This is a genomic window from Noviherbaspirillum malthae, assembly GCF_015352985.1.
Taxonomy (GTDB): domain Bacteria; phylum Pseudomonadota; class Gammaproteobacteria; order Burkholderiales; family Burkholderiaceae_D; genus Noviherbaspirillum; species Noviherbaspirillum malthae.
The window spans coordinates 139,339-158,329 of sequence record NZ_JACYXF010000010.1; the positions used below are offsets into that span (position 1 = coordinate 139,339).

At 61.0% G+C, this 18,991-nt stretch carries 19 protein-coding genes; 2 read left to right on the plus strand and 17 right to left on the minus strand.

What is annotated here, in order from left to right; translation table 11 throughout:
• Window positions 1–5 precede the first annotated feature (5 nt).
• From IGW03_RS15450 to IGW03_RS38680, 13 genes are all read right to left on the minus strand, one after another.
• Complete coding sequence (locus IGW03_RS15450; RefSeq protein WP_194723455.1) at window positions 6–932, minus strand: CysB family HTH-type transcriptional regulator; 927 nt, start codon at window positions 930–932, stop codon at window positions 6–8.
• A 12-nt stretch (window positions 933–944) separates the two neighbouring features.
• Window positions 945–2,012, minus strand: coding sequence for a sulfate/molybdate ABC transporter ATP-binding protein (locus tag IGW03_RS15455; protein ID WP_194723456.1), 1,068 nt, complete (start codon window positions 2,010–2,012; stop codon window positions 945–947).
• Window positions 2,013–2,014: 2 nt separating this feature from the next.
• Window positions 2,015–2,923: a sulfate ABC transporter permease subunit CysW gene (cysW, locus tag IGW03_RS15460; protein WP_194723457.1), complete on the minus strand. Its 909-nt coding sequence runs from the start codon at window positions 2,921–2,923 to the stop codon at window positions 2,015–2,017.
• Between the two features lies 1 nt (window position 2,924).
• On the minus strand, window positions 2,925–3,788 hold the full coding sequence (gene cysT, locus IGW03_RS15465) for a sulfate ABC transporter permease subunit CysT (protein WP_194723458.1): 864 nt from the start codon (window positions 3,786–3,788) through the stop codon (window positions 2,925–2,927).
• A 691-nt stretch (window positions 3,789–4,479) separates the two neighbouring features.
• Window positions 4,480–5,349: an EAL domain-containing protein gene (locus IGW03_RS15470; RefSeq protein ID WP_194723459.1), complete on the minus strand. Its 870-nt coding sequence runs from the start codon at window positions 5,347–5,349 to the stop codon at window positions 4,480–4,482.
• Between the two features lie 138 nt (window positions 5,350–5,487).
• Entirely contained in the window at window positions 5,488–5,703 is a 216-nt protein-coding gene (locus IGW03_RS15475) for a TOBE domain-containing protein (RefSeq protein ID WP_057289462.1), read from the minus strand.
• Between the two features lie 83 nt (window positions 5,704–5,786).
• Window positions 5,787–6,632, minus strand: coding sequence for an ATP-binding cassette domain-containing protein (locus IGW03_RS15480; protein WP_194723460.1), 846 nt, complete (start codon window positions 6,630–6,632; stop codon window positions 5,787–5,789).
• 43 nt (window positions 6,633–6,675) lie between these two features.
• The gene (gene ssuC / locus IGW03_RS15485) at window positions 6,676–7,506 is read right to left on the minus strand and encodes an aliphatic sulfonate ABC transporter permease SsuC (protein WP_194723461.1); all 831 of its coding nucleotides are present in this window, start codon (window positions 7,504–7,506) and stop codon (window positions 6,676–6,678) included.
• 229 nt (window positions 7,507–7,735) lie between these two features.
• The gene (ssuD, locus tag IGW03_RS15490) at window positions 7,736–8,890 is read right to left on the minus strand and encodes an FMNH2-dependent alkanesulfonate monooxygenase (protein ID WP_194723462.1); all 1,155 of its coding nucleotides are present in this window, start codon (window positions 8,888–8,890) and stop codon (window positions 7,736–7,738) included.
• A 60-nt stretch (window positions 8,891–8,950) separates the two neighbouring features.
• A complete protein-coding gene (locus IGW03_RS15495) occupies window positions 8,951–9,928 on the minus strand; it encodes a sulfonate ABC transporter substrate-binding protein (protein WP_194723463.1) in 978 nt (325 codons plus the stop codon).
• Window positions 9,929–10,196: 268 nt separating this feature from the next.
• Complete coding sequence (ssuE, locus tag IGW03_RS15500) at window positions 10,197–10,796, minus strand: NADPH-dependent FMN reductase (protein ID WP_194723464.1); 600 nt, start codon at window positions 10,794–10,796, stop codon at window positions 10,197–10,199.
• A 28-nt stretch (window positions 10,797–10,824) separates the two neighbouring features.
• Entirely contained in the window at window positions 10,825–11,832 is a 1,008-nt protein-coding gene (locus IGW03_RS15505; RefSeq protein WP_194723465.1) for a sulfate ABC transporter substrate-binding protein, read from the minus strand.
• Window positions 11,833–12,097: 265 nt separating this feature from the next.
• Entirely contained in the window at window positions 12,098–12,544 is a 447-nt protein-coding gene (locus IGW03_RS38680) for a pilin (RefSeq protein WP_194723485.1), read from the minus strand.
• Window positions 12,545–12,784: 240 nt separating this feature from the next.
• Here IGW03_RS38680 and IGW03_RS15515 point away from each other — a divergent pair, with 240 nt between their 5' ends.
• Both IGW03_RS15515 and IGW03_RS15520 read left to right on the plus strand, forming a co-directional pair.
• Window positions 12,785–13,261: a tetratricopeptide repeat protein gene (locus IGW03_RS15515; RefSeq protein WP_194723466.1), complete on the plus strand. Its 477-nt coding sequence runs from the start codon at window positions 12,785–12,787 to the stop codon at window positions 13,259–13,261.
• Window positions 13,262–13,448: 187 nt separating this feature from the next.
• Window positions 13,449–14,495: an NADP(H)-dependent aldo-keto reductase gene (locus IGW03_RS15520; RefSeq protein ID WP_194723467.1), complete on the plus strand. Its 1,047-nt coding sequence runs from the start codon at window positions 13,449–13,451 to the stop codon at window positions 14,493–14,495.
• A gap of 81 nt (window positions 14,496–14,576) precedes the next feature.
• Here IGW03_RS15520 and IGW03_RS15525 read toward each other — a convergent pair whose 3' ends face one another.
• From IGW03_RS15525 to IGW03_RS15540, 4 genes are all read right to left on the minus strand, one after another.
• Complete coding sequence (locus IGW03_RS15525; protein ID WP_194723468.1) at window positions 14,577–15,095, minus strand: GNAT family N-acetyltransferase; 519 nt, start codon at window positions 15,093–15,095, stop codon at window positions 14,577–14,579.
• Window positions 15,096–15,297: 202 nt separating this feature from the next.
• The gene (locus IGW03_RS15530; protein WP_194723469.1) at window positions 15,298–16,377 is read right to left on the minus strand and encodes an ABC transporter substrate-binding protein; all 1,080 of its coding nucleotides are present in this window, start codon (window positions 16,375–16,377) and stop codon (window positions 15,298–15,300) included.
• 150 nt (window positions 16,378–16,527) lie between these two features.
• The gene (locus IGW03_RS15535) at window positions 16,528–17,775 is read right to left on the minus strand and encodes an MFS transporter (RefSeq protein ID WP_194723470.1); all 1,248 of its coding nucleotides are present in this window, start codon (window positions 17,773–17,775) and stop codon (window positions 16,528–16,530) included.
• Between the two features lie 9 nt (window positions 17,776–17,784).
• Entirely contained in the window at window positions 17,785–18,375 is a 591-nt protein-coding gene (locus tag IGW03_RS15540; RefSeq protein WP_194723471.1) for a malonic semialdehyde reductase, read from the minus strand.
• Window positions 18,376–18,991: the final 616 nt, after the last annotated feature.

Consider the following 18,991-nt stretch of genomic DNA (forward strand, 5'->3'; position numbering starts at 1 on the left):
TTGATTCACGCACCCGCGCTGAGCGCCGTCTCAATGTCGGCACGCCTGAGCTCCGGCGCGAACTGCAGGATGAAGTCGTAGGTGTAAGAGCGCAGGTAGGCGCCGCGACGCACGGCAAGCCGGGTCACGTTCGGTGCGAACAGATGTGCTGCCTCCAGCGCTTGCAGGCTGGCGTTGCGGCTGTTCTCCACCGCCATCGATGCGACGATGCCCACACCCAGCCCCAGCGACACGTACTGCTGAATCACGTCCGAATCCATGGCCGTGAGCACAATATCGGCGGCAATGCCGGCCTGGCGGAATGCATCGTCGATATGGCCGCGGCCGGTGAAGCCGACATCATAGGTAATCAGCGGATAGGCCGCGAGGTCTTCCAGCGAAAGCAGATTCAGCTGTCCGAGCGGATGCCCTTCCGGCACCACCACGACGTGGCTCCACTGATAGCAGGGAAACGATACCAGTTCCTCGAACTGGCTCAGACCTTCGGTGGCGATGCCGATGTCGGCCTTGCCGGACATGACCCATTCGGCGATATGCTCTGGCGAACTCTGCTGCAGCGCGATGCGCACATCCGGAAATGAAGCGCGGAAGGATTGCACCACGCGCGGCAGCACGTAGCGCGCCTGCGTATGCGTGGTGGCGACGCTGAGCGTGCCGCTGCGCTCGCCGGCGTATTCCTGGCTGGCCTGGCGCAGGTTTTCGGCTTCGAGCAGAAGCCTTTCGATGATCTGCAGAATGCCCTTGCCGGGTTCGGTCAGGCCGGTCAGGCGCTTGCCGTTGCGCTCGAAGATTTCCACGCCCAGCTCTTCTTCCAGTTCGCGGATCTGGCGGCTCACGCCCGGCTGCGAGGTGAACAGCACATTGGCCACCTCGGTCAGGTTGTATCCCCGGCGCGCGGCTTCCCGTATCGAGCGCAGTTGCTGAAAATTCATGGTCGTTCTCCCTTACACGGCTTCGTCTACGAACACGCGCAGACGCTTGGGCCGCACCACCAGCGCTTCGCCTTCCTTGAGCGCCAGCTGCGCATAACGCTCGGTGGAGATCACTGCCTCGATCATTTCCTTGTTGTCAGCGCGCTCCAGCTCCAGCTGAGCCAGCGGGCCGATCGCGTGGGCGCGGCGCAATACGGCGACAATGCCTTCCGCATCCGTGGTATAGCGCTCGATTTCCAGTTCATGCGGACGGACGAATCCGATGCCCTTTGCATCCTCCGCATGCGCATGGTCGGGCGCGTCGAGGGCGACGCCGCCGCTGTCGAGCACGCCCTGGTGTACGCGGCCGTGAAAGAGATTGACGTTGCCGAGGAAGCCGTAGACGAACGGACTGGCCGGATGGTTGTACACCGCATCCGGCGCGCCGATCTGCTCGACCTGACCCTTGTTCATCAGCACGATCTGGTCGGCCACTTCCAGCGCTTCTTCCTGGTCGTGCGTAACGAAGATGCTGGTGACGTGCAGTTCGTCATGCAGGCGGCGCAGCCAGCGGCGCAGTTCCTTGCGCACCTTGGCGTCGAGCGCGCCGAAAGGCTCGTCCAGCAGCAGCACGCGCGGCTCGACCGCCAGCGCTCGGGCGAGCGCGATACGCTGGCGCTGGCCGCCGGACAGCTGCGGCGGGTAGCGGTCTGCCAGCCAGTCGAGCTGCACCAGTTCCAGCAGTTGCATCACCTTCTGCCGGATCTGCGTCTCCGACGGACGCAGCTTGCGCGGCTTGACACGCAGGCCGAAAGCGATGTTCTCGAATACCGTCATGTGCTTGAACAGCGCGTAGTGCTGGAACACGAAACCGACCTGGCGCTCGCGCACATGATGGCTGGAAGCATCCTCGCCGTCGAGGAACACCTGGCCCGAATCCGGCTGCTCCAGGCCGGCGATGATGCGCAGCAGCGTGGTCTTGCCGCAGCCGGAAGGCCCGAGCAGCGCGGTCAGTTCGCCGGGCGGAAAGTTGAGCGAGACGTCATTGAGGGCGACGAAATTGCCGAAACGCTTGTTGATATTCCTGACTTCGATACCCATGATTATTCCTGCCCTTCTTGCAGAGGTTTCAAGTTGCTGTCATGCGCGCGCCATTCGACGAAGGTCTTCAGCGCCAGCGTGACCAGTGCCAGCAAGGCCAGCAGGGACGCGACGGCGAAGGCGGCGGCAAAGTTGTATTCGTTATAGAGAATCTCGACCTGCAGCGGCATGGTGTTGGTCTCGCCGCGGATGTGGCCGGATACCACCGACACCGCGCCGAACTCGCCCATTGCACGTGCGTTGCACAGGATGACGCCGTACAGCAGGCCCCATTTGATGTTGGGCAGCGTCACATGCCAGAAGGTGCGCCAGCCTGAAGCGCCGAGCACCAGCGCGGCCTCTTCCTCTTCGGTACCCTGCGACTGCATCAGCGGAATCAGTTCGCGCGCCACGAAGGGAAAGGTCACGAAAATCGTAGCCAGCACGATGCCCGGCACGGCGAACAGGATCTTGATGTCATGCTCGCGCAGCCACGGGCCGAACCAGCCCTGGGCGCCGAACAGCAGCACATAGATCAGGCCCGAGATGACCGGCGAGACCGAGAACGGCAGGTCGATCAGGGTCAGCAGGATGTTCTTGCCGCGGAACTCGAACTTGGCAATGGTCCACGCGGCGGCCACGCCGAATACCAGGTTCAGCGGTACCGCAATGGCGGCGGTGATCAGGGTCAGGCGGATCGCCGACAACGCATCCGGCTCGACGATGGCGGCGACGTAGGCATCCCAACCCTTGCGCAGCGCTTCGGCGAATACGGCTGCCAAGGGCACAAACAGGAACAGCGTCAGGAACAGCAGTGCGACGCTGATCAGCAGCGTACGGACCCAGACCGGCTCGACGGTAGCAGCGGGAGCATAAGCCGGCTCAGCGCGCGCAGCGCTCGCAGGCAATGTGGAAACGGCAGCGCCGGCCATGTCAGGTCCTTTCTACCTGACCGCGCTTGCGGGTCCAGGCTTGCAGCAGGTTAATCGTCAGAAGCATCGTGAACGACAGCAGGAGCATGACGACCGCAATGGCGGTCGCGCCGGCATAGTCGTACTGCTCCAGCTTGGTAATGATGAACAGCGGCGTGATCTCGGAAATCATCGGCATGTTGCCGGCGATGAAAATGACCGAGCCGTACTCGCCGGTGGCCCGAGCGAAAGCGAGCGCAAAGCCTGTCAGCAGGGCCGGGAGAATGGTCGGGAAAATGACCTTGGCAAACGTTTGAAGCCGGTTGGCGCCAAGGCTGGCTGCGGCTTCTTCCAGTTCGCGTTCGGCCTCTTCAAGCACCGGCTGCACCGTGCGCACGACAAAAGGCAGGCCGATGAAAGTCAGCGCGACGATCACGCCCAGCGGCGTGAAGGCCACCTTGATGCCGAGCGGCTCAAAGTGGCGGCCTATCCAGCCGTTGCCGGAGTACAGCGCGGTGAGCGCAATGCCGGCCACCGCGGTCGGCAGCGCGAAAGGCAGATCGACCAGCGCGTCGATGATTTTCTTGCCGGGGAAGCGGTAGCGCACCAGTACCCAGGCCACGATGCCGCCGAAGAAGACGTTCAGGGTCGCGCCGATGAGCGAAGCGCCGAAGGTCAGCTTGTAGGAAGCCACCACGCGATCCGACGTGACCGCCGCAATGAAGCCGTCCCAGGTCATGGTGAAGGTCTTGAGAAATACCGCCGAAAGCGGTATCAGCACGATCAGGGCTAGATAAAACAGCGTAAACCCGAGCGAAAGCCGGAACCCCGGCAGCACGCTCGCGTTGCGGCTTTTTCCCTTTAATTGTTGTATAGCAACCGCCATGGCTCCCTCTTATTACAAATTCGACTATGCAGACCGAATAATTGCATTGGGAGGTTATAAAGAGAACGACTATTTCTGCATGTCGTTATGCTGCGGGCGTATATAAAAGAAATGGAATAGATCATGCGCAGCCATTTCTGTGTTCCAGCGCCGATGACACAAGGTTGGCGTTGATGTGGAAACACAGGGAAATCAACGGCTTGGAACGCGGCGCCGGAGATTGGGCCGCTGTTTGCTGCAACGGCGTCTGAGTTCATCAAGCGTAAGGAGTTTGCTGACTCATGCCTTGGCAATTCAAGCGTCTTGTTAATTTAAGGCGGGAATAAGGTGAAACAGGGTGTAAAAGTAGGTGTATTCGCTATTTACCATAGGCAATACTTTGCTACTGTCTTTCTTATAACAACTAACGTCTAATCACATGCTAATTAGAGATATCACAGCGATCGTACTGCGTACCGCCATCGCGGTCGTGGTCGTGGCCGCACTGGCGCTTGCGGTCGCCAATATCGCTTCCATCTGATTCGGTCCGTTCTGGATCAAGCGCCTTCGGGGAACCGTGCTTTCTTCCGAAAGGAAAGCCAGCAGGTACCTGCTTGATCATCCCGGCACAGGAAAGCCACTGCCTGGAGCCTGCTTCGAAACTTGCCGTGCGGCGTGAGTCCAGTACAGTTCGCGCTTCTGCGCCGCGCAATCAGCTGCGAATGGTTTTTCTTGCGGCCGCCGCAACCTCCTGCGGCACCACTGCCTGTACACGCGGCATCGTTTCGGACAGGAGTGCAGTCGGCAAATCCCATAGAAACCCTTGCACATGAATCGGCAACCCGGTGCGCGAAGCAATGCGCAGCAAGGCCTCGCGAGCCTCGCCGGTCTCCGCGCGCTTGAAGATGACGCGCACGCCGCGTTCCTCGCAGCGCGACAGCAGCTGTAGCACCGGAATGTCCTGCGAGAGCTGCCGCACGTCGAGCTTGATCACCTCGGGCCGCACCCTGTCCAGCAGGCTCAGCGCATCGTAGGCGTCGACAGCGTTGACCGCGATGCGAAAGCCGTTGCGCCGGTAGTTGTCGGCCACGTAATTGAGCAGCCAGCTCTGATGCTCGACGATGGCCGGCAGCTGCAAGACCACTTTTTCCTTGGGCAGGTCAAGCACCTTCAGCACGCGGCTGAACGCCGTGCCATGATTGCCCTCGACCGCTGCGAGCAGGCGCGCATGCACACTGAGGTAAAGGTCGCGGCCTTCCGCCGCCGGCTGCCGGAAGAAATTGATGGAGTGAAGCATGCGGCACAGGCGGTCGAGTTCGACCGACTCGTCGTCGTTGGCCGCATGATCGAGAAGCTTCCACAGGCAGAGGCCCTGGTCGGTTTCCGAGTAGCTGCGGGCAAATCCCTCGTAGCCGACGACGGTGCCGGAATCCAGCCTGCGTATCGGCTGGAAGGCGCTGGTCAGGGTGGAGCTGAAATAACGCCCCTGGGCCCTGCCCTCGTCATCCAGCCAGACCTGCATGCCCGCCTGGCTATTACCATGAAGCTTCGATAAATAATGTTCCAGTCCGGGGTAAGGCATGGAGAATTCCTTTGCTGGCCAAATGCGATGCGAAGCCGCCGGCATGTCGGCGCCGCTTCCCGATGCTCCTTCCTGCCGAGCGCAGGAAAAGGACCAGGCGGCGTCGCGCCGCGCATGCACGCGCAGGCCTCGATAAGCTTACAGCTTGGCGATCGATACTTCGGTGGCCTTGACCAGCGCAACGACTTCCACGCCGGGAGCCAGGCCGAGATCGCGCACCGAGCGCGTGGTGATCACGGAAGTGACGATGCCCGCCGGTGTCTCGACATCGACTTCGGAAACGACCGGTCCGTCGATGATGGCCTTGACCTTGCCGCGGAACTGGTTGCGTACATTGATTGCCTGGATGCTCATGGTTTCTCCTTAGGGTGAGCGGTGATGAAAAGATGCCTGCAAAACTGTGTGATCAAACTGGAGGTTTACGCCTCCATCGGGCGTTAAACGGCCCAGGCGACCTGGTTGACGGTCTTGTGCAGCGACACGTCGCCCAGCGCGCCGTCGGGCCGCGATGCGGGATGCTTCAATACGCGAGACAGGATGAATTCTTCCAGCTGCGCGAACGCGGCATGTCCCCTCGCACGCGGCCGGGGCAGCGTGATGCGCTCGTCGAGCGTGATGCGGCCGTCCTCGATCAGCACCACCCGGTCGGCAAGCGCAATGGCTTCCTGCACGTCGTGCGTCACCAGCACCGCCGTGAAACCGCGCTGCTGCCAGAGCGATTCGATGAGCTGCTGCATTTCGATGCGGGTCAGCGCATCGAGTGCGCCCAGCGGCTCGTCGAGCAGCAATAGTTCCGGGTCATGCACCAGAGCACGCGCCAGCGCAACACGCTGACGCTGGCCGCCGGACAGCACCGCCGGCCATTCGCGGCCGCGTTCCTTCAGGCCGACGTTCTGCAACACCTGCTCCGCCTTCGCGACGCCGCCGGCCAAGCCGAGGGCGACATTGTCGAGCACGCGCTTCCAAGGCAGCAGGCGGGAATCCTGGAACATGATGCGCGTATCGGCCTTGCGTGAAACGCCGTCCTTGCCGCTGAAACGGATCTCGCCGCCGTCCGACGATTCCAGCCCGGCAACCAGACGCAGCAGGGTGCTCTTGCCGCAGCCGCTGCGTCCGACCACGGCAACGAATTCGCCCGATTCGATGTGCAGGTCCACCGCCTTGAGCACGTCGCGGCCGCTGTAGGATTTCCATACGTCCTGCACGCCGACGCGCACGCCTATCCTGCCCGTCTCGCCTGCAGTGGTTTGTACTTCGCGGTGTTCGTTCCTGTCGTTGAGCATGATGTTTGCCTTGCGCCGAGTTTTGTTTGAAATGTTCGCTTGCCTACTGATATCCGGGATGCCAGCGCAGCGCGTAGCTTTCCACCATGCGCGCCAGCACATCGGCGAGCTTGCCCAGCAATGCGTACAGCAGGATGCCGACCAGCACGACATCGGTCTGCAGGAATTCACGGGCATTCATGGTCATGTAGCCGATGCCGGACTGCGCCGAGATGGTCTCCGAGACGATCAGCAGCACCCATACCAGGCCGAGCGAGAAACGTACGCCGACGAGAATCGACGGCAGTGCGCCCGGCAGGATCACGTCGCGGTACAGCGCCCAGCCCGACAGGCCGTAGCTGCGCGCCATCTCGATCAAGCCCTTGTCCACCGAGCGGATGCCGTGAAAGGTATTCAGATAGACCGGGAAGAACACGCCGATCGAGACCAGGAAGAGCTTCGCGGTTTCGTCGATGCCGAACCACAGGATCACCAGCGGAATCAGCGCCAGCGCCGGAATGTTGCGGATCATCTGTATCGTCGTGTCGAGCAGGGTTTCGGCCTGCTTGAACGTGCCTGTCAGCAGCCCGAGCAGAAGGCCGAGGCCGCCGCCCACCGCGAAAGCCGACAGCGCGCGCCAGGCACTGGTCTTCACATGCAGCCAGAGTTCGCCGGAGGCCGTCAATGTCCATGCCGACTTGAGCACCGCGAACGGTTCCGGCAGGATGCGGCTGGACAGCCAGCCGAGCTGGGCGGAAATCTGCCATACCGCGACCAGGACGACCGGTACGATCCAGGGCGACAGCTTGCCCAGGGCGATGCGGTGCCAGGCGGGTTTGCGCTGCGCCCTGGCGGGCGGGGTGAGAGCTTCGAAATCTGCTGTGGTGACGTGCATGGTGGTCTTTCTTATCGCTATGGGTGCTTTCATGCTGCCCGTTGAAGGCTGGGATCTCAAATATCAGTTGACAGCGCCTCTCTTGCGAGCTCCCTCATCCCCAACCCTCGCTCCGCGCCCCACGCCTTGGCTTGCAAGCCAAGGCGGCTCCGGCAGCGCAAACCATGGTTTGCGAAACCCTGCCTCTGCCCCGCCTGCGGGAGAAGGGAGTAAAAGCTTTAGTGCGTTCTTAACTCTGAGATACCTTTGGCAAAATGTCGCTCGCAACCATCTCGCCGAACGGTCCGGTGAGTGAACCTTCCTGCTGCGCTGCCCGTGACTTGCCGATCAGCGGAAACACCAGTTCCGCAAATCGGTAAGACTCTTCGAGATGCGGATAACCCGACAGGATGAAGGTCTCGATCCCGAGATCCGCATATTCCTTCATGCGCGCAGCCACGGTCTCCGGATCGCCGACCAGCGCGGTGCCGGCACCGCCGCGCACCAGTCCGACGCCTGCCCACAGGTTGGGCGACACTTCCAGCTTGTCGCGGCGGCCGCCATGCAGCGCCGCCATGCGCTTCTGGCCGACGGAGTCCATCTTGGCGAATGCCGCCTGCGCCTTGGCGATCACCTCGTCGTCGAGATGGCCGATCAGTTCATCAGCTGCCTTCCACGCCGCTTCATTCGTCTCGCGAACGATCACATGCAGTCGGATACCAAAGCGTACGGTGCGGCCGTGCTTGGCGGCGCGCGCGCGGATGTCTGCAAGCTTTTCCGCCACTGCTGCCGGCGGTTCGCCCCAGGTGAGATAGACATCGACCTGCTCCGCCGCGAGATCATGCGCGGCTTCCGACGAGCCGCCGAAGTACAGCGGCGGGTAAGGCTTCTGCACCGGCGGGAACATGGTCTTCGCACCCTTCACCTTGATGTGCTTGCCGTCGTAGTCGAAGCCGCTAGCGCCGCCCTCACCCGACAATGCCGCGCGCCAGACGCGCAGGAATTCGGACGAGATCTCGTAGCGTGTTTCATGGTCCGCGAACAGTCCGTCCGCTTCCAGTTCGCCCTGATCGCCGCCGGTGACGACATTGACCAGCAGGCGGCCATTGGAAAGACGATCAAAGGTAGCGGCGGTGCGTACGGCCAGGCCCGGCGTGCTCAGACCCGGTCGGATCGCCACCAGGAACTTGAGATTCCTGGTGGCGCCGATGAGACTGGATGCGACTACCCAGGGATCTTCGCAGGAGCGGCCGGTGGGGATCAGCACGCCGTCGTAACCATTGGTGTCGGCGGCCACGGCGATCTGCTTGAGATAGTCGTAATTGACCGAGCGCGCTCCTTTTGTGGTGCCCAGGTAGCGGCTGTCGCCATGCGTGGGCAGGAACCAGAAAACATTGAGACTCATGCTGTACTCCTTGTCTTGTTATGCACGGGCGGCGATGCAATGCATAGCGCCGCCGCAGGATCAGAGCTTGACCGCGGGTGCGGCATCCTTGACGTTGATTTTCTTGGGGATGAGCTTGAGATCGGCGAACACATCGGCGATCTTCTGCTGCTCGGCCAGCACCGCATCGCTGACCGGCGCAACGCCGTAGCTGTAGCGGTTGGCGGCCAGTTCCACCACCTCGGCCGGCAGGCCGACCTGCGACGACAGAATGGAAGCGACTTCCTTGATGTTCTTTGCGCTCCATTCATCCACCTTGACCAGTTCATCAAGCACGATGCGGATGATGTCGGTGTTCTTTTCCGCATAGGGGCGCGACGCCAGGAAGAACTGGTGATTCGCAACCAGGCCCTTGCCGTCCGCAAGAATGCGCGCGCCGAGCTGTTTTTCCGCTGCGGCGAGGAAGGGGTCCCAGATGACCCAGGCGTCCACGCTGCCGCGCTCAAAGGCGGCGCGCGCATCGGACGGCGGCAGATAGACCACTTGCACATCCTTGTAGTCGAGGCCGGCCTTTTCCAGTGCCTTGACCAGCAGGTAGTGCACATTCGAGCCCTTGTTGAGCGCAACCTTCTTGCCCTTCAGGTCAGCCACGGTTTTCAGCGTGGAAGTCTTCGGCACGACGATGGCTTCCGACAGCGGCGCGGGCGGTTCGTTGGCGACATACACCAGGTTTGCGCCGGCGGCCTGGGCGAAGATCGGCGGCGCTTCGCCGACGGTGCCGAAATCGATGCTGCCCACGTTCAAACCTTCAAGCAGCACCGGCCCGGCCGGAAACTCCGTCCACTTGACTTCGACGCCCTGCGCCGCAAGCCGCTTTTCCAGCGTGCCGCGCGCCTTGAGAATGGTCAGGGTGCCGTACTTCTGGTAGCCGATGCGCAGCGTCGACTTGTTCTGCGCCAGCGCCCACGCCGGCAGCGATGAAGCGACTGCGCCGACTGCTGCAGCGGACAGGAGGCCGAGCGTGCGCCGCTTGGCAAGGCGTTTGTCATTGACGTTCATTGCAGATTCCTTTCTTGCTCGCATGTTCTTGGTGTTATTGGTGCTGACTGTGCTGACTGTGCTGACTGTGCTGACTGTGCTGACTGTGCTGCCTGTGCTGCCTGTGCTGACTGTGCAAATGGCACTATTGCCGTGCTTGAGATGTTTCGGGTAAAGGATTCCCCGCCGCCCTCTCGAGCGGTGTCTCGCCGGAATGAACCGGCTTGATGGAATGGGGATAATCAGGCTGCGTCAGCCGCGGCGGCCGCTTCCGGGCGGCCGCGGGACATCAGACGCTACATCGCACCTGAGCGAAAGGCACCGGAGTGAATTCGGTCGAAGAGGAAACGCTTGCCCTGCGCAGGGTGTGCAGATTGGCGGAAAGATGCTCTACGCCTTCGGTGACGCGCTGGGCGATCCCGGATTCGATCGCGAGCCCTTTCTCCGCATCCCAGACGATCTGGGCTTCGGTCGCATAAATGCTGGGCAGGACATGCTTGGCACCGAGCGCCGACAGCACCGGCCGCAACGCATAGTCGAGCGCCAGCATGTGCGACTGACTGCCGCCGGTCGCTAGCGGCAATACCAGCTTGCCGGCCAGGCCATCCTGCGGCAGCAGATCCAGGAAGGCCTTCAGGACGCCGCTGTAAGCCGCCTTGTACACCGGCGTGGAAATCACCACCGCCTCGGCGTCCCTGACCTGCTGCTGCGCCAGCTTGATGTCGGCGTTGTTGAAATCGGCTTGCAGCAGGGCCTGCGCCGGCAGGTCAAGCACATGCAGCTTGCTGTAGCGATGGCCGAGCGTCGCCAGCCTTTCGCCGACATGATGCAGCAGGCGCGTGGAGCGGGACGACAGCGACGGACTGCCGGCTAGCAGGAGAATGCTCATGTTGATTCCCGATCGATTTCAGCGTCGCTTACTTGCGGCCAGGTTGATAGATCTGGTCGAAGGAACCGCCGTCGGCGAAGTGCGCCTTCTGAGCCTTGGTCCAGCCGCCGAACACTTCATCGATGGTGAACAGCTTCACCTTCGGGAACTGCGCTTCATATTTCTTGCCGACCTTGTCGGAGATGGGGCGGTAGTAATTCTGCGCTGCGATCTCCTGGCCTGCATCGGTGTACAGGAACTGCAGGTAGGCCTCCGCCGCCTTGCGCGTGCCGCGCTTGTCGACGACCTTGTCCACCACCGCAACCGGCGGCTCGGCCAGGATGCTCTGCTGAGGCGCCACCACTTCAAACTTGTCCGGGCCGAGTTCCTTGATGGCGAGGATGGCTTCGTTTTCCCAGGCGATCAGCACGTCGCCGATGCCGCGCTCGACGAAGGTAGTGGTCGCACCGCGGGCGCCGGAATCCAGCACCGGCACGTTCTTGAACAGGCGGCCAACGAACTCCTTGGCCGTCGCGTCGCTGCCGTTGGGCTGCTTCAGCGCATAGCCCCACGCGGCGAGGTAATTCCAGCGCGCACCGCCGGAGGTCTTGGGATTCGGCGTGATGACGGAAACGCCCGGCTTCACCAGGTCGGCCCAGTCCTTGATGCCTTTCGGATTGCCCTTGCGGACGAGGAAGACGATAGTCGAGGTGTACGGCGAGCTGTTGTGCGGCAGACGCTTCTGCCAGTCTTTCGCCAGCAGGCCCTTGTCGGCGATTTCATCGATGTCGTAGGCCAGCGCCAGGGTAACGACGTCGGCATCCAGGCCATCGATCACGGAACGCGCCTGCTTGCCGGAGCCGCCGTGGGATTGCTTGATGGTGAGGTTGTCGCCGCTCGTTGCCTTCCATTGCTTGGCGAATTCCTTGTTGACGTCCTGGTAAAGCTCGCGCGTCGGATCGTAGGAAACGTTGAGGAGGTTGACATTCGCGGCCCAGGCAGCCGGAGCGGCGAGCGCAAGTGCGAGAACGGAAGGAATAAGTTTCTTGAGCAGCATTTCTAGTCTCCCTGGACATGGTTCGATTGCAATGTCGACAGGTTAAAGAAACGCTTATGGAATTAGAACGAATAGTTTTGAGGGTCTTTATGAGTTTTATAGATATCAAGGAAAAATATGGCTTCTTTCCAAGTGACATAGTGCTTAAATCTCAGAACGTACCCAGACACAAATACCAATATCTTTAAGCTTGCAAAAAAAAGCCCATTATCAGAAGGTAATGGGCTTTTATATCAAATAGTCTTTCAGGACTACATTTTACGTATTAGCTTTTCGGACGATATTTTTCAGCAACTGTTCCTGTAATTGCCCAAGTTGTTCCAGCAGCACCGCAAGTCGCAGTATAAATAATTGTCGCATCTTCAGCGATAGCAGATCCGACCGCTTTCATGGCAATAGTAACCGTGCCGGAAGTTGCAGAAGTTGACGCTGCAGTAACAGATTTAGTGTACGTTCCTGCATAGGATGTAGCAGCTTCCAAGCCAAGCGCTGTGTTAGTGGTACTTGCACCAGCAGGAAACAGATTGCCTTCACTGCAAGCAACGCCCATTGATGTCCGATGCGGTGATGAGAGACTTACAGCCTCTTGTACTTTAGCTTTGACGGTGTAGTCTTGATATGCTGGCAACGCCACCGCCGCCAAAATACCAATGATCGCCACAACGATCATCAATTCAATCAGGGTGAAACCCTTCTGTACGTTTGCCTTCATCTGTGCCGGTTTGAACTGTTGCAGTTTCATAGGATTCTCCCTTGGTTAATCAATTCGGCGGTCTCTACCGCGCTGATTTCCTATTAGCAGCTTGCGTGCCAGTAACAATTTGTGAGATTTTTCTTTGATTTTTCACAATGCCTGTGATTTGATGCTGCCAAGTGCCGATTTTGCCGGTCAAAAAAGTCTGCCAAAAAGCTTGGCACGAACTCTTTCCTGCCAGAACCCATAGGAAATTAGATGTTTGCTATCAGCCTTAACGCGGTGATTGCCTTAACCGATCAGAGCGAGCGGACGCTACGCAGGCGCATTGCCGATGGCAGCCTTCCCCGTGTGGCGGATGAAGGCGGCTCTTCCTATAAAACCCTCATTCCCTTCGAGGCCATCAGTCCGCAGCTTGTTGTGCCGTTGACAGGCGAGGAAGTGCAACTCGTCAAGGAAGCGGATTCGGGCAACGCCAGCGCCCAGAATGATCTTGCCCTGATCCTGCTGGCTCACCGGAAACCGCAGGGTGCCCTGTATTGGCTGGAATTGGCGGCGAAGCAGGAATGCCCGGAAGCGATGCACTGGCTGGCCCGCTGTTATCTGGAAGGCAACGGCGTCGACCGGGATGAAAATCTCGGCTTGATGTGGCTGGCCAGGTCGGCGGCAGGCGGGCACCGGATTTCGCGGGAACAGGTAGAAGCGATGCGAGAATGCTTCATCCGCCATCATTGAATCGATATTGGCTGTAGTTGGGAACTCACCCTACCCCTGCATATCTTTATCCGAACTTATTCGTTCCCCCTGCCCGCGCCTGTCGTTATTCTCTGGCTGTCAAGAATGACAACACCCGCAGCCACCCATGCGTTCAGTCATTGGTGACATTCCCCGCATGACAGCATGACAGAAAGGACAACCCAGAATGCAGTACCGTCAACTTGGCAATTCCGGCATCAAGGTCAGCACCATTGCGCTCGGCACCATGACCTGGGGCGAGCAGAATACGGAGGCCGATGCCCATGCGCAGCTGGACCTCGCCATCGATCACGGCGTCAACCTGATCGATGCAGCTGAAATGTATCCGGTGCCGCCGAAACCGGAAACCCAGGGTCTGACCGAGCGCTATCTCGGTTCGTGGCTGAAGGCATCCGGCCGGCGCGACAAGCTCGTCATCGCCACCAAGGCCGCAGGCCCCGCACGACTGCCGCACCAGCCCCGTCATGTGCGCGGCGGCGAAACACACTTCGACCGCAAGAGCCTGAGCGAAGCCTTGCACGGCAGCCTGCAGCGGCTGCAGACCGACTACATCGACCTGTATCAGCTGCACTGGCCCGACCGCACGGTCAACTGTTTCGGCCGGCTCAATTACACGCATATCGAGGAACACACGATTCCGATCGAGGAAACCCTGTCGGTACTCGGCGAGTTCGTCAAGGAAGGCAAGATCCGCCATATCGGCGTATCCAATGAAACGCCCTGGGGCGTGGCCCAATTCCTGAAGGCGGCGGAGAAGCTAGATCTGCCCCGCATCGTGACCATCCAGAACCCTTACAATCTGCTCAACCGCACCTTCGAAATCGGCCTGTCGGAATTCGCCTTCCGCGAGCAGGTCGGTCTGCTTGCCTATTCGCCGCTCGCCTTCGGTGTCCTGACCGGCAAGTACCTGCATGGCGCCCGTCCGGCCGGCGCGCGGCTCTCGCTGTATGAGCGCTTCGTCCGCTACAACAATCCGCAGGCCGAGAAAGCCGCGCAGGAATATGTGGCGCTGGCACGCAAGCACAGCATCGATCCTTCGCACCTGGCGCTGGCCTATGTCAACAGCCGGCCTTTCCTGACCAGCAATATCATCGGTGCCACCACGCTGGATCAGTTGAAGAGCAACCTGCGCAGCATTCATCTGACCCTGAACGAGAAAATCCTCGCCGAGATCGATGCCATTCATGTCAGGCACCCGAATCCGGCGCCCTGAGCGTTGTTTTGGAACTTACGGGCACATTGCCGTGCCCGTAGTACAGGATTTTGGAAATTGCAAGAGTGAAGCCGCAGCGGGTCAGCCTGCAGCAAGGCTGCAGCGGCAGGCGGGCTTTTGCGGATAGCTGGCCACGAGGCGCTTGGAGAAGTAAATGCCCTCGGCGCCATAGGATGTCTTGGCCGCACCGCCTTCGATATAGCCGTTGCGCGCATAGAAGCAGCGCGCGGTCAGGGTGCTGTGCACCTGCAGGCACGCCAATCCCCAAGCCTTGGCCTGTGATTCGAGCGCCTGCAGCATGGCCTTGCCGGCGCCGATGAATCGCATTTCGGGCGCGACATAAAACAGGACAATCTTGCCCTGCCGGGTCATGATCGCCACGCCGGCCACTTTGTCATCGACAATCGCAACCAGGCAATGATTGGCCGGCGCGCCGAACCAGCAGCGCACGTTGTCGGGCGTCTTGTTGCCCAGCCAGGCAGCGAGGACTTCGGCGTCATGGCGGTGATCATCTTCGCAACATTCCGAGATCGACCGCCTGAGCAGGTCGCATGCATCCTTGGCATCGTCGGGTACCGCTGTTCTGATCGCTATCGTCATCGTTATTGCCACTCACCGTTCTCGTCAAAACTATAGTGCCTTTTGGCTGCCGCTGTCACCGGCAAAGCAGCTTGGTGTTGTATGGGTACGATTGTCGCATTGGCATGCGACCTGGCATCCGCACCCGTTCCGGCAAGGCCGCATGGTATGCGAACTCCGCCCGGCAGGCAATCCGCGCGGTCGACGCGCGGATCATTCATGCTCAATGCACGCCGTCGGCCTGGTGCACCGGCCAGTAGGTTTCCAGTTTCAGTTCCTTCAGCGCCGCGTTCAGGAAGCTGCGGTCGATCCACTTGTCGACGTCGAACTTGCTGCGGATGAGCTTGAACTCGTAGGCATGTTCGACCGCATCCTTGTAGCGCTGGGTGAGGAAAGGATCGAACAATGGGCTCAGCCGCACGCGCAGGGGCTGGCCGTCGTAGTCTTCCTTCCAGTGCTCGAAACTCGCAGTGTTGGCACGCGCCCAGGTGCGGAAGACTTCATCGCGATTGGCTTCCTCCGAACTCCAGCGTGCAACCTTCAATGCCGCCTTGACGAAGCGCAGCGTGTGCGCAGGATATTTTGCGGCGAACTCCTCCGTCACCAGCACATGCCCCTGGCGCGTGAAGATCGGCGAATCGCCCTTGCTGGTATAGGCAATCCGGGCAGCGCCCTTGTCGCGCAGCTTGAGCAGCTCATAGCTGCCGAAGACGGCGTCCACATCCTTGGTAGTCAAGGCCGCCTGGGCAGTGGCGGTATCGAGATTGACCACCCTGAGATCGCGCTCGGTCAGGCCGTGCGCTGCCAGCAGCCGGTCGATCGGCAGCTGGGCGTTCGTGCCCTTGAAGATGGCCACACGCTTGCCGCGCAAGTCCTTGATGGTGCGGATAGCCGAGTCGGGCGGCGTCGCAAGGTAGATGTTGCCGCGTACCCCGGTGGCAAAGATCAGTTTCGTCTTCAGGCCGGCGGCACGGCCGATGATGGAAGGCAGGTCGCCCTGGAAGGCGAAATCGAGCTGCTTGTTGCTCAGCGCTTCGTTGACCGCCGGCCCTGCGCCCTTGAAGAAATACCACTCGACCTTGACGTTGTCGGCGGCGAACTCCTCTTCCAGCGCACGCTTGGAATGCGCAATCGCCATCGACGAATTGGCGAAGGCAGGCGGATTGCCTGTTGCCGGCTGGGCCACGCCGATGCGGATGACTTCGGGCGTAGCCGCCATGGCAAGGCTTCCGTAACCGGCAAGCGCAATGCCTGCCGCAAGGGATGCCAATGTCCTGATCGCCGCGCGTCTTTCCTGCTTCATGATGTTCCTTGTTGTTTAACGTGCGGCATCTTATGCATGCCGCGTGCCAAGCAAATGAACGGAAAACCAGTGAAAACGCGCAAGCTGCTGCTGCGATTGGTGCATCAGCTGCGATTTCTGCACCACGCCTGCATCAAATCAGGCAGGCGTTCAGTCTTGATCGGGAAAGGCATCATGAAAATCTGCCGCGACTGACGTACGGATCAAGAGTCCGTAGCTCTCCCACAAAAGCTGCAGCAGAAATAGGACGGCCAGCACACGGAAACCGGCCAGCATGCCGAAATGCTGGCTCAGGACCCCGCCAAGCACTGCGCCGACCAGTCCGCCCGCCGGGCCCGCCAGCGAGAACAGGCCGCCGATACGCCCTCGTCCCAGTTCCTGCGCAAGCGCGGCAAAGCGGCCGACGCTGGTCAGGTGCTGCATGCCGAGGCCCAGCCCGAGCAGCATGGCGCTTGCCCAGAGTACCGCCGGAGCAGCCGGCTGCCATAGGAGGATCTCCGCCGCAAGCAGTACGCCGAAGGCGGCGCAATAGCGGACCGGCTCGCGCCATGCCGCCAGCCATTGCCCAGCCGCCAGAAGCGTCAGGACGAATGCGGCACCCTGTACCGTCACCAGACCCGCCGCCTGCTGTGCGCTCATGCCGAAGCGGCGGATGGCGACGAAGATCACGAAAACGGTGAAATAGGACATCGCGACCTGCCCCAGGAATTCGATGAGCATGGTGCGCCGCAGCTCGGCGCGCTTCGCCACCACTGTGAACTGGTCCCGCAGGCGCTGCCGTAACGGTGTCGCGTCCGCCCCCTTGCCGGGCGGCGCCGAGGAAAGAACGCGGTCGCCGATCAGCAGCGTCACGAACAAGCCCGCTGCCACCAGCCGGAACGTGTCGGAAAAACCCATCCGCTCGAGCACCCATGCGCCCAGCATGGGTCCGGCGAAGAACATGCCGAAGGTATGCGAGGCCCGCTGCCATCCCGCCTTGCCAGGACCAAGCAAGGGCAGAAGGTGAAGAAACTCGGTCTGCGTAGTGACCATGCGGAAGGGATTGAGCAATCCGAAGATGATGACGCCCGCAATCAGTTGTGCCGGCGTGCTTGCGCGGCTGAGAAAGAAGAGGAAGAGCAGAACGCCGCCGATGCAGCCGATGCGAAACAGCGGGCGGCTGCCATGGCGGTCGATCATCGCGCCGAGGGGCAATGACAGCAGCAGCATGCCTGCAAACTGCAGACCGCCGACCAGGCCGATCTGCCATGGCGACGCATGCAGCGCCGCCGCGTACAGCGGCAGCACAACCTTGGCGATGCCGTTCGATGTGCCGGCAAGGATGCCCAGCGCCATGAAGCCGACCAGGAAGCGCCGGGCCGGCGGAGCGACGAAGTTTTCAGAAGCGGTCGAAGACATGCCGCCGGCTCACAGCAGCTGCACGGCCTGGTCGAAGCCCAGGCGCGGTCCGCGCGGATGCACTGATTCCGGATCACCGTAGCCGAGGTTGGCAATGAAATTGATGCGGTAGCGGCCGTCCGGAAAGAATTCGCTATTCACGGCGTCGGGGTTGAAGCCGGACATGGGGCCGACATCGAGGCCGAGCGCACGCGCGGCAAGGATGAGATAGGCGCCCTGCAGCGAACCGTTGCGCACGGCCGTCGGGTCGATCAGCCCGGGATTGCCGTCGAACAGGGGCTTGGCATCGTAGCTCGGGAATTGTGCCGGCAGGTGTTCGTGAAAACCGGTGTCGTAGGCGATGAGCACGACGGCCGGCGCGGCAAGGGTCTTGTCGCGGTTGCCCGAGGACAGTGCCGGGGCTAGCCGCGACTTTGCTTCGGCGGTGCGCAGGAAGACATAGCGGGCGGGCTGAGCGTTGAATGCGGTCGGTCCCCACTTGAGCAGTTCGTACAGCGCGTGAATGACGTCGTCACTGACGGGGTCTGTGTGGAAGCGGTTGAAGGTGCGGGCGTTGCGGAAGATCTGGTCGAGGGTGCTGTCGGGGAGCCTGGATGCCATCGGGGATGTCCTTGTCTGGTGGGTAGCGGAGGGGCTTTGCAAGGAACTGCCGGTAGCAGAATTTGTACCAGCGGATGGCGGGGCGTGATGTATTTGTGTTGTGCAGTATGCGGGCCCGTAAGGGTAAAAGGCTGCATGGAATCGGGCAGCGAGGCGACAGGGAAGTGATGCAAAAACAGCAGGTGACTTGCTAGTGCCGTTAGGGAAAATCTTGCATAAGCGTGCCAGAGCCCTTGCGTGCTCTTTCCCCCTCAACGGCGGCCGGCGAGGTGGACGTAGCAGGGGTTTCGCAACGCACTGCGTTGCGCCTGCGAAGTCGGAGGCGCTTACAAGCGGCGAGGTGGACGTAGCAGGGGTTTGGCAACGCATGCGTTGCGCCTGCGGAGTCGGAGCCGCCTGCAAGCGGCGAGGTGGACGTAGCAGGGGTTTCGCAATGCACTGCGTTGCGCCTGCGGAGTCGGAGCCGCCTGCAAGCGGCGAGGTGGGGGGTTAGGTGCAGTAGTCGCGATCTGATCTGACAGTTGCCCGGTTTGATACTGGCGATTGTCAGGTCAAGTTCAGCTATTCAATGCGGTGATTTTATCGCGCCATGCCTCCTTTCCGTCCAACAGAGTTT

Excerpts from the sequence above, each read along its gene's own strand:
- IGW03_RS15525 (WP_194723468.1), bottom strand. The coding sequence starts at position 15,095 with ATGACGATAGCGATCAGAACAGCGGTACCCGACGATGCCAAGGATGCA.
- IGW03_RS15475 (WP_057289462.1), bottom strand. The coding sequence starts at position 5,703 with ATGAGCATCCAGGCAATCAATGTACGCAACCAGTTCCGCGGCAAGGTC.
- IGW03_RS15505 (WP_194723465.1), bottom strand. The coding sequence starts at position 11,832 with ATGCTGCTCAAGAAACTTATTCCTTCCGTTCTCGCACTTGCGCTCGCC.
- IGW03_RS38680 (WP_194723485.1), bottom strand. The coding sequence starts at position 12,544 with ATGAAGGCAAACGTACAGAAGGGTTTCACCCTGATTGAATTGATGATC.
- IGW03_RS15495 (WP_194723463.1), bottom strand. The coding sequence starts at position 9,928 with ATGAACGTCAATGACAAACGCCTTGCCAAGCGGCGCACGCTCGGCCTC.
- IGW03_RS15450 (WP_194723455.1), bottom strand. The coding sequence starts at position 932 with ATGAATTTTCAGCAACTGCGCTCGATACGGGAAGCCGCGCGCCGGGGA.
- IGW03_RS15480 (WP_194723460.1), bottom strand. The coding sequence starts at position 6,632 with ATGCTCAACGACAGGAACGAACACCGCGAAGTACAAACCACTGCAGGC.
- ssuD (WP_194723462.1), bottom strand. The coding sequence starts at position 8,890 with ATGAGTCTCAATGTTTTCTGGTTCCTGCCCACGCATGGCGACAGCCGC.
- IGW03_RS15530 (WP_194723469.1), bottom strand. The coding sequence starts at position 16,377 with ATGAAGCAGGAAAGACGCGCGGCGATCAGGACATTGGCATCCCTTGCG.
- IGW03_RS15470 (WP_194723459.1), bottom strand. The coding sequence starts at position 5,349 with ATGCCTTACCCCGGACTGGAACATTATTTATCGAAGCTTCATGGTAAT.
- cysT (WP_194723458.1), bottom strand. The coding sequence starts at position 3,788 with ATGGCGGTTGCTATACAACAATTAAAGGGAAAAAGCCGCAACGCGAGC.
- ssuC (WP_194723461.1), bottom strand. The coding sequence starts at position 7,506 with ATGCACGTCACCACAGCAGATTTCGAAGCTCTCACCCCGCCCGCCAGG.
- IGW03_RS15455 (WP_194723456.1), bottom strand. The coding sequence starts at position 2,012 with ATGGGTATCGAAGTCAGGAATATCAACAAGCGTTTCGGCAATTTCGTC.
- ssuE (WP_194723464.1), bottom strand. The coding sequence starts at position 10,796 with ATGAGCATTCTCCTGCTAGCCGGCAGTCCGTCGCTGTCGTCCCGCTCC.
- cysW (WP_194723457.1), bottom strand. The coding sequence starts at position 2,923 with ATGGCCGGCGCTGCCGTTTCCACATTGCCTGCGAGCGCTGCGCGCGCT.
- IGW03_RS15515 (WP_194723466.1), top strand. The coding sequence starts at position 12,785 with ATGTTTGCTATCAGCCTTAACGCGGTGATTGCCTTAACCGATCAGAGC.
- IGW03_RS15540 (WP_194723471.1), bottom strand. The coding sequence starts at position 18,375 with ATGGCATCCAGGCTCCCCGACAGCACCCTCGACCAGATCTTCCGCAAC.
- IGW03_RS15535 (WP_194723470.1), bottom strand. The coding sequence starts at position 17,775 with ATGTCTTCGACCGCTTCTGAAAACTTCGTCGCTCCGCCGGCCCGGCGC.
- IGW03_RS15520 (WP_194723467.1), top strand. The coding sequence starts at position 13,449 with ATGCAGTACCGTCAACTTGGCAATTCCGGCATCAAGGTCAGCACCATT.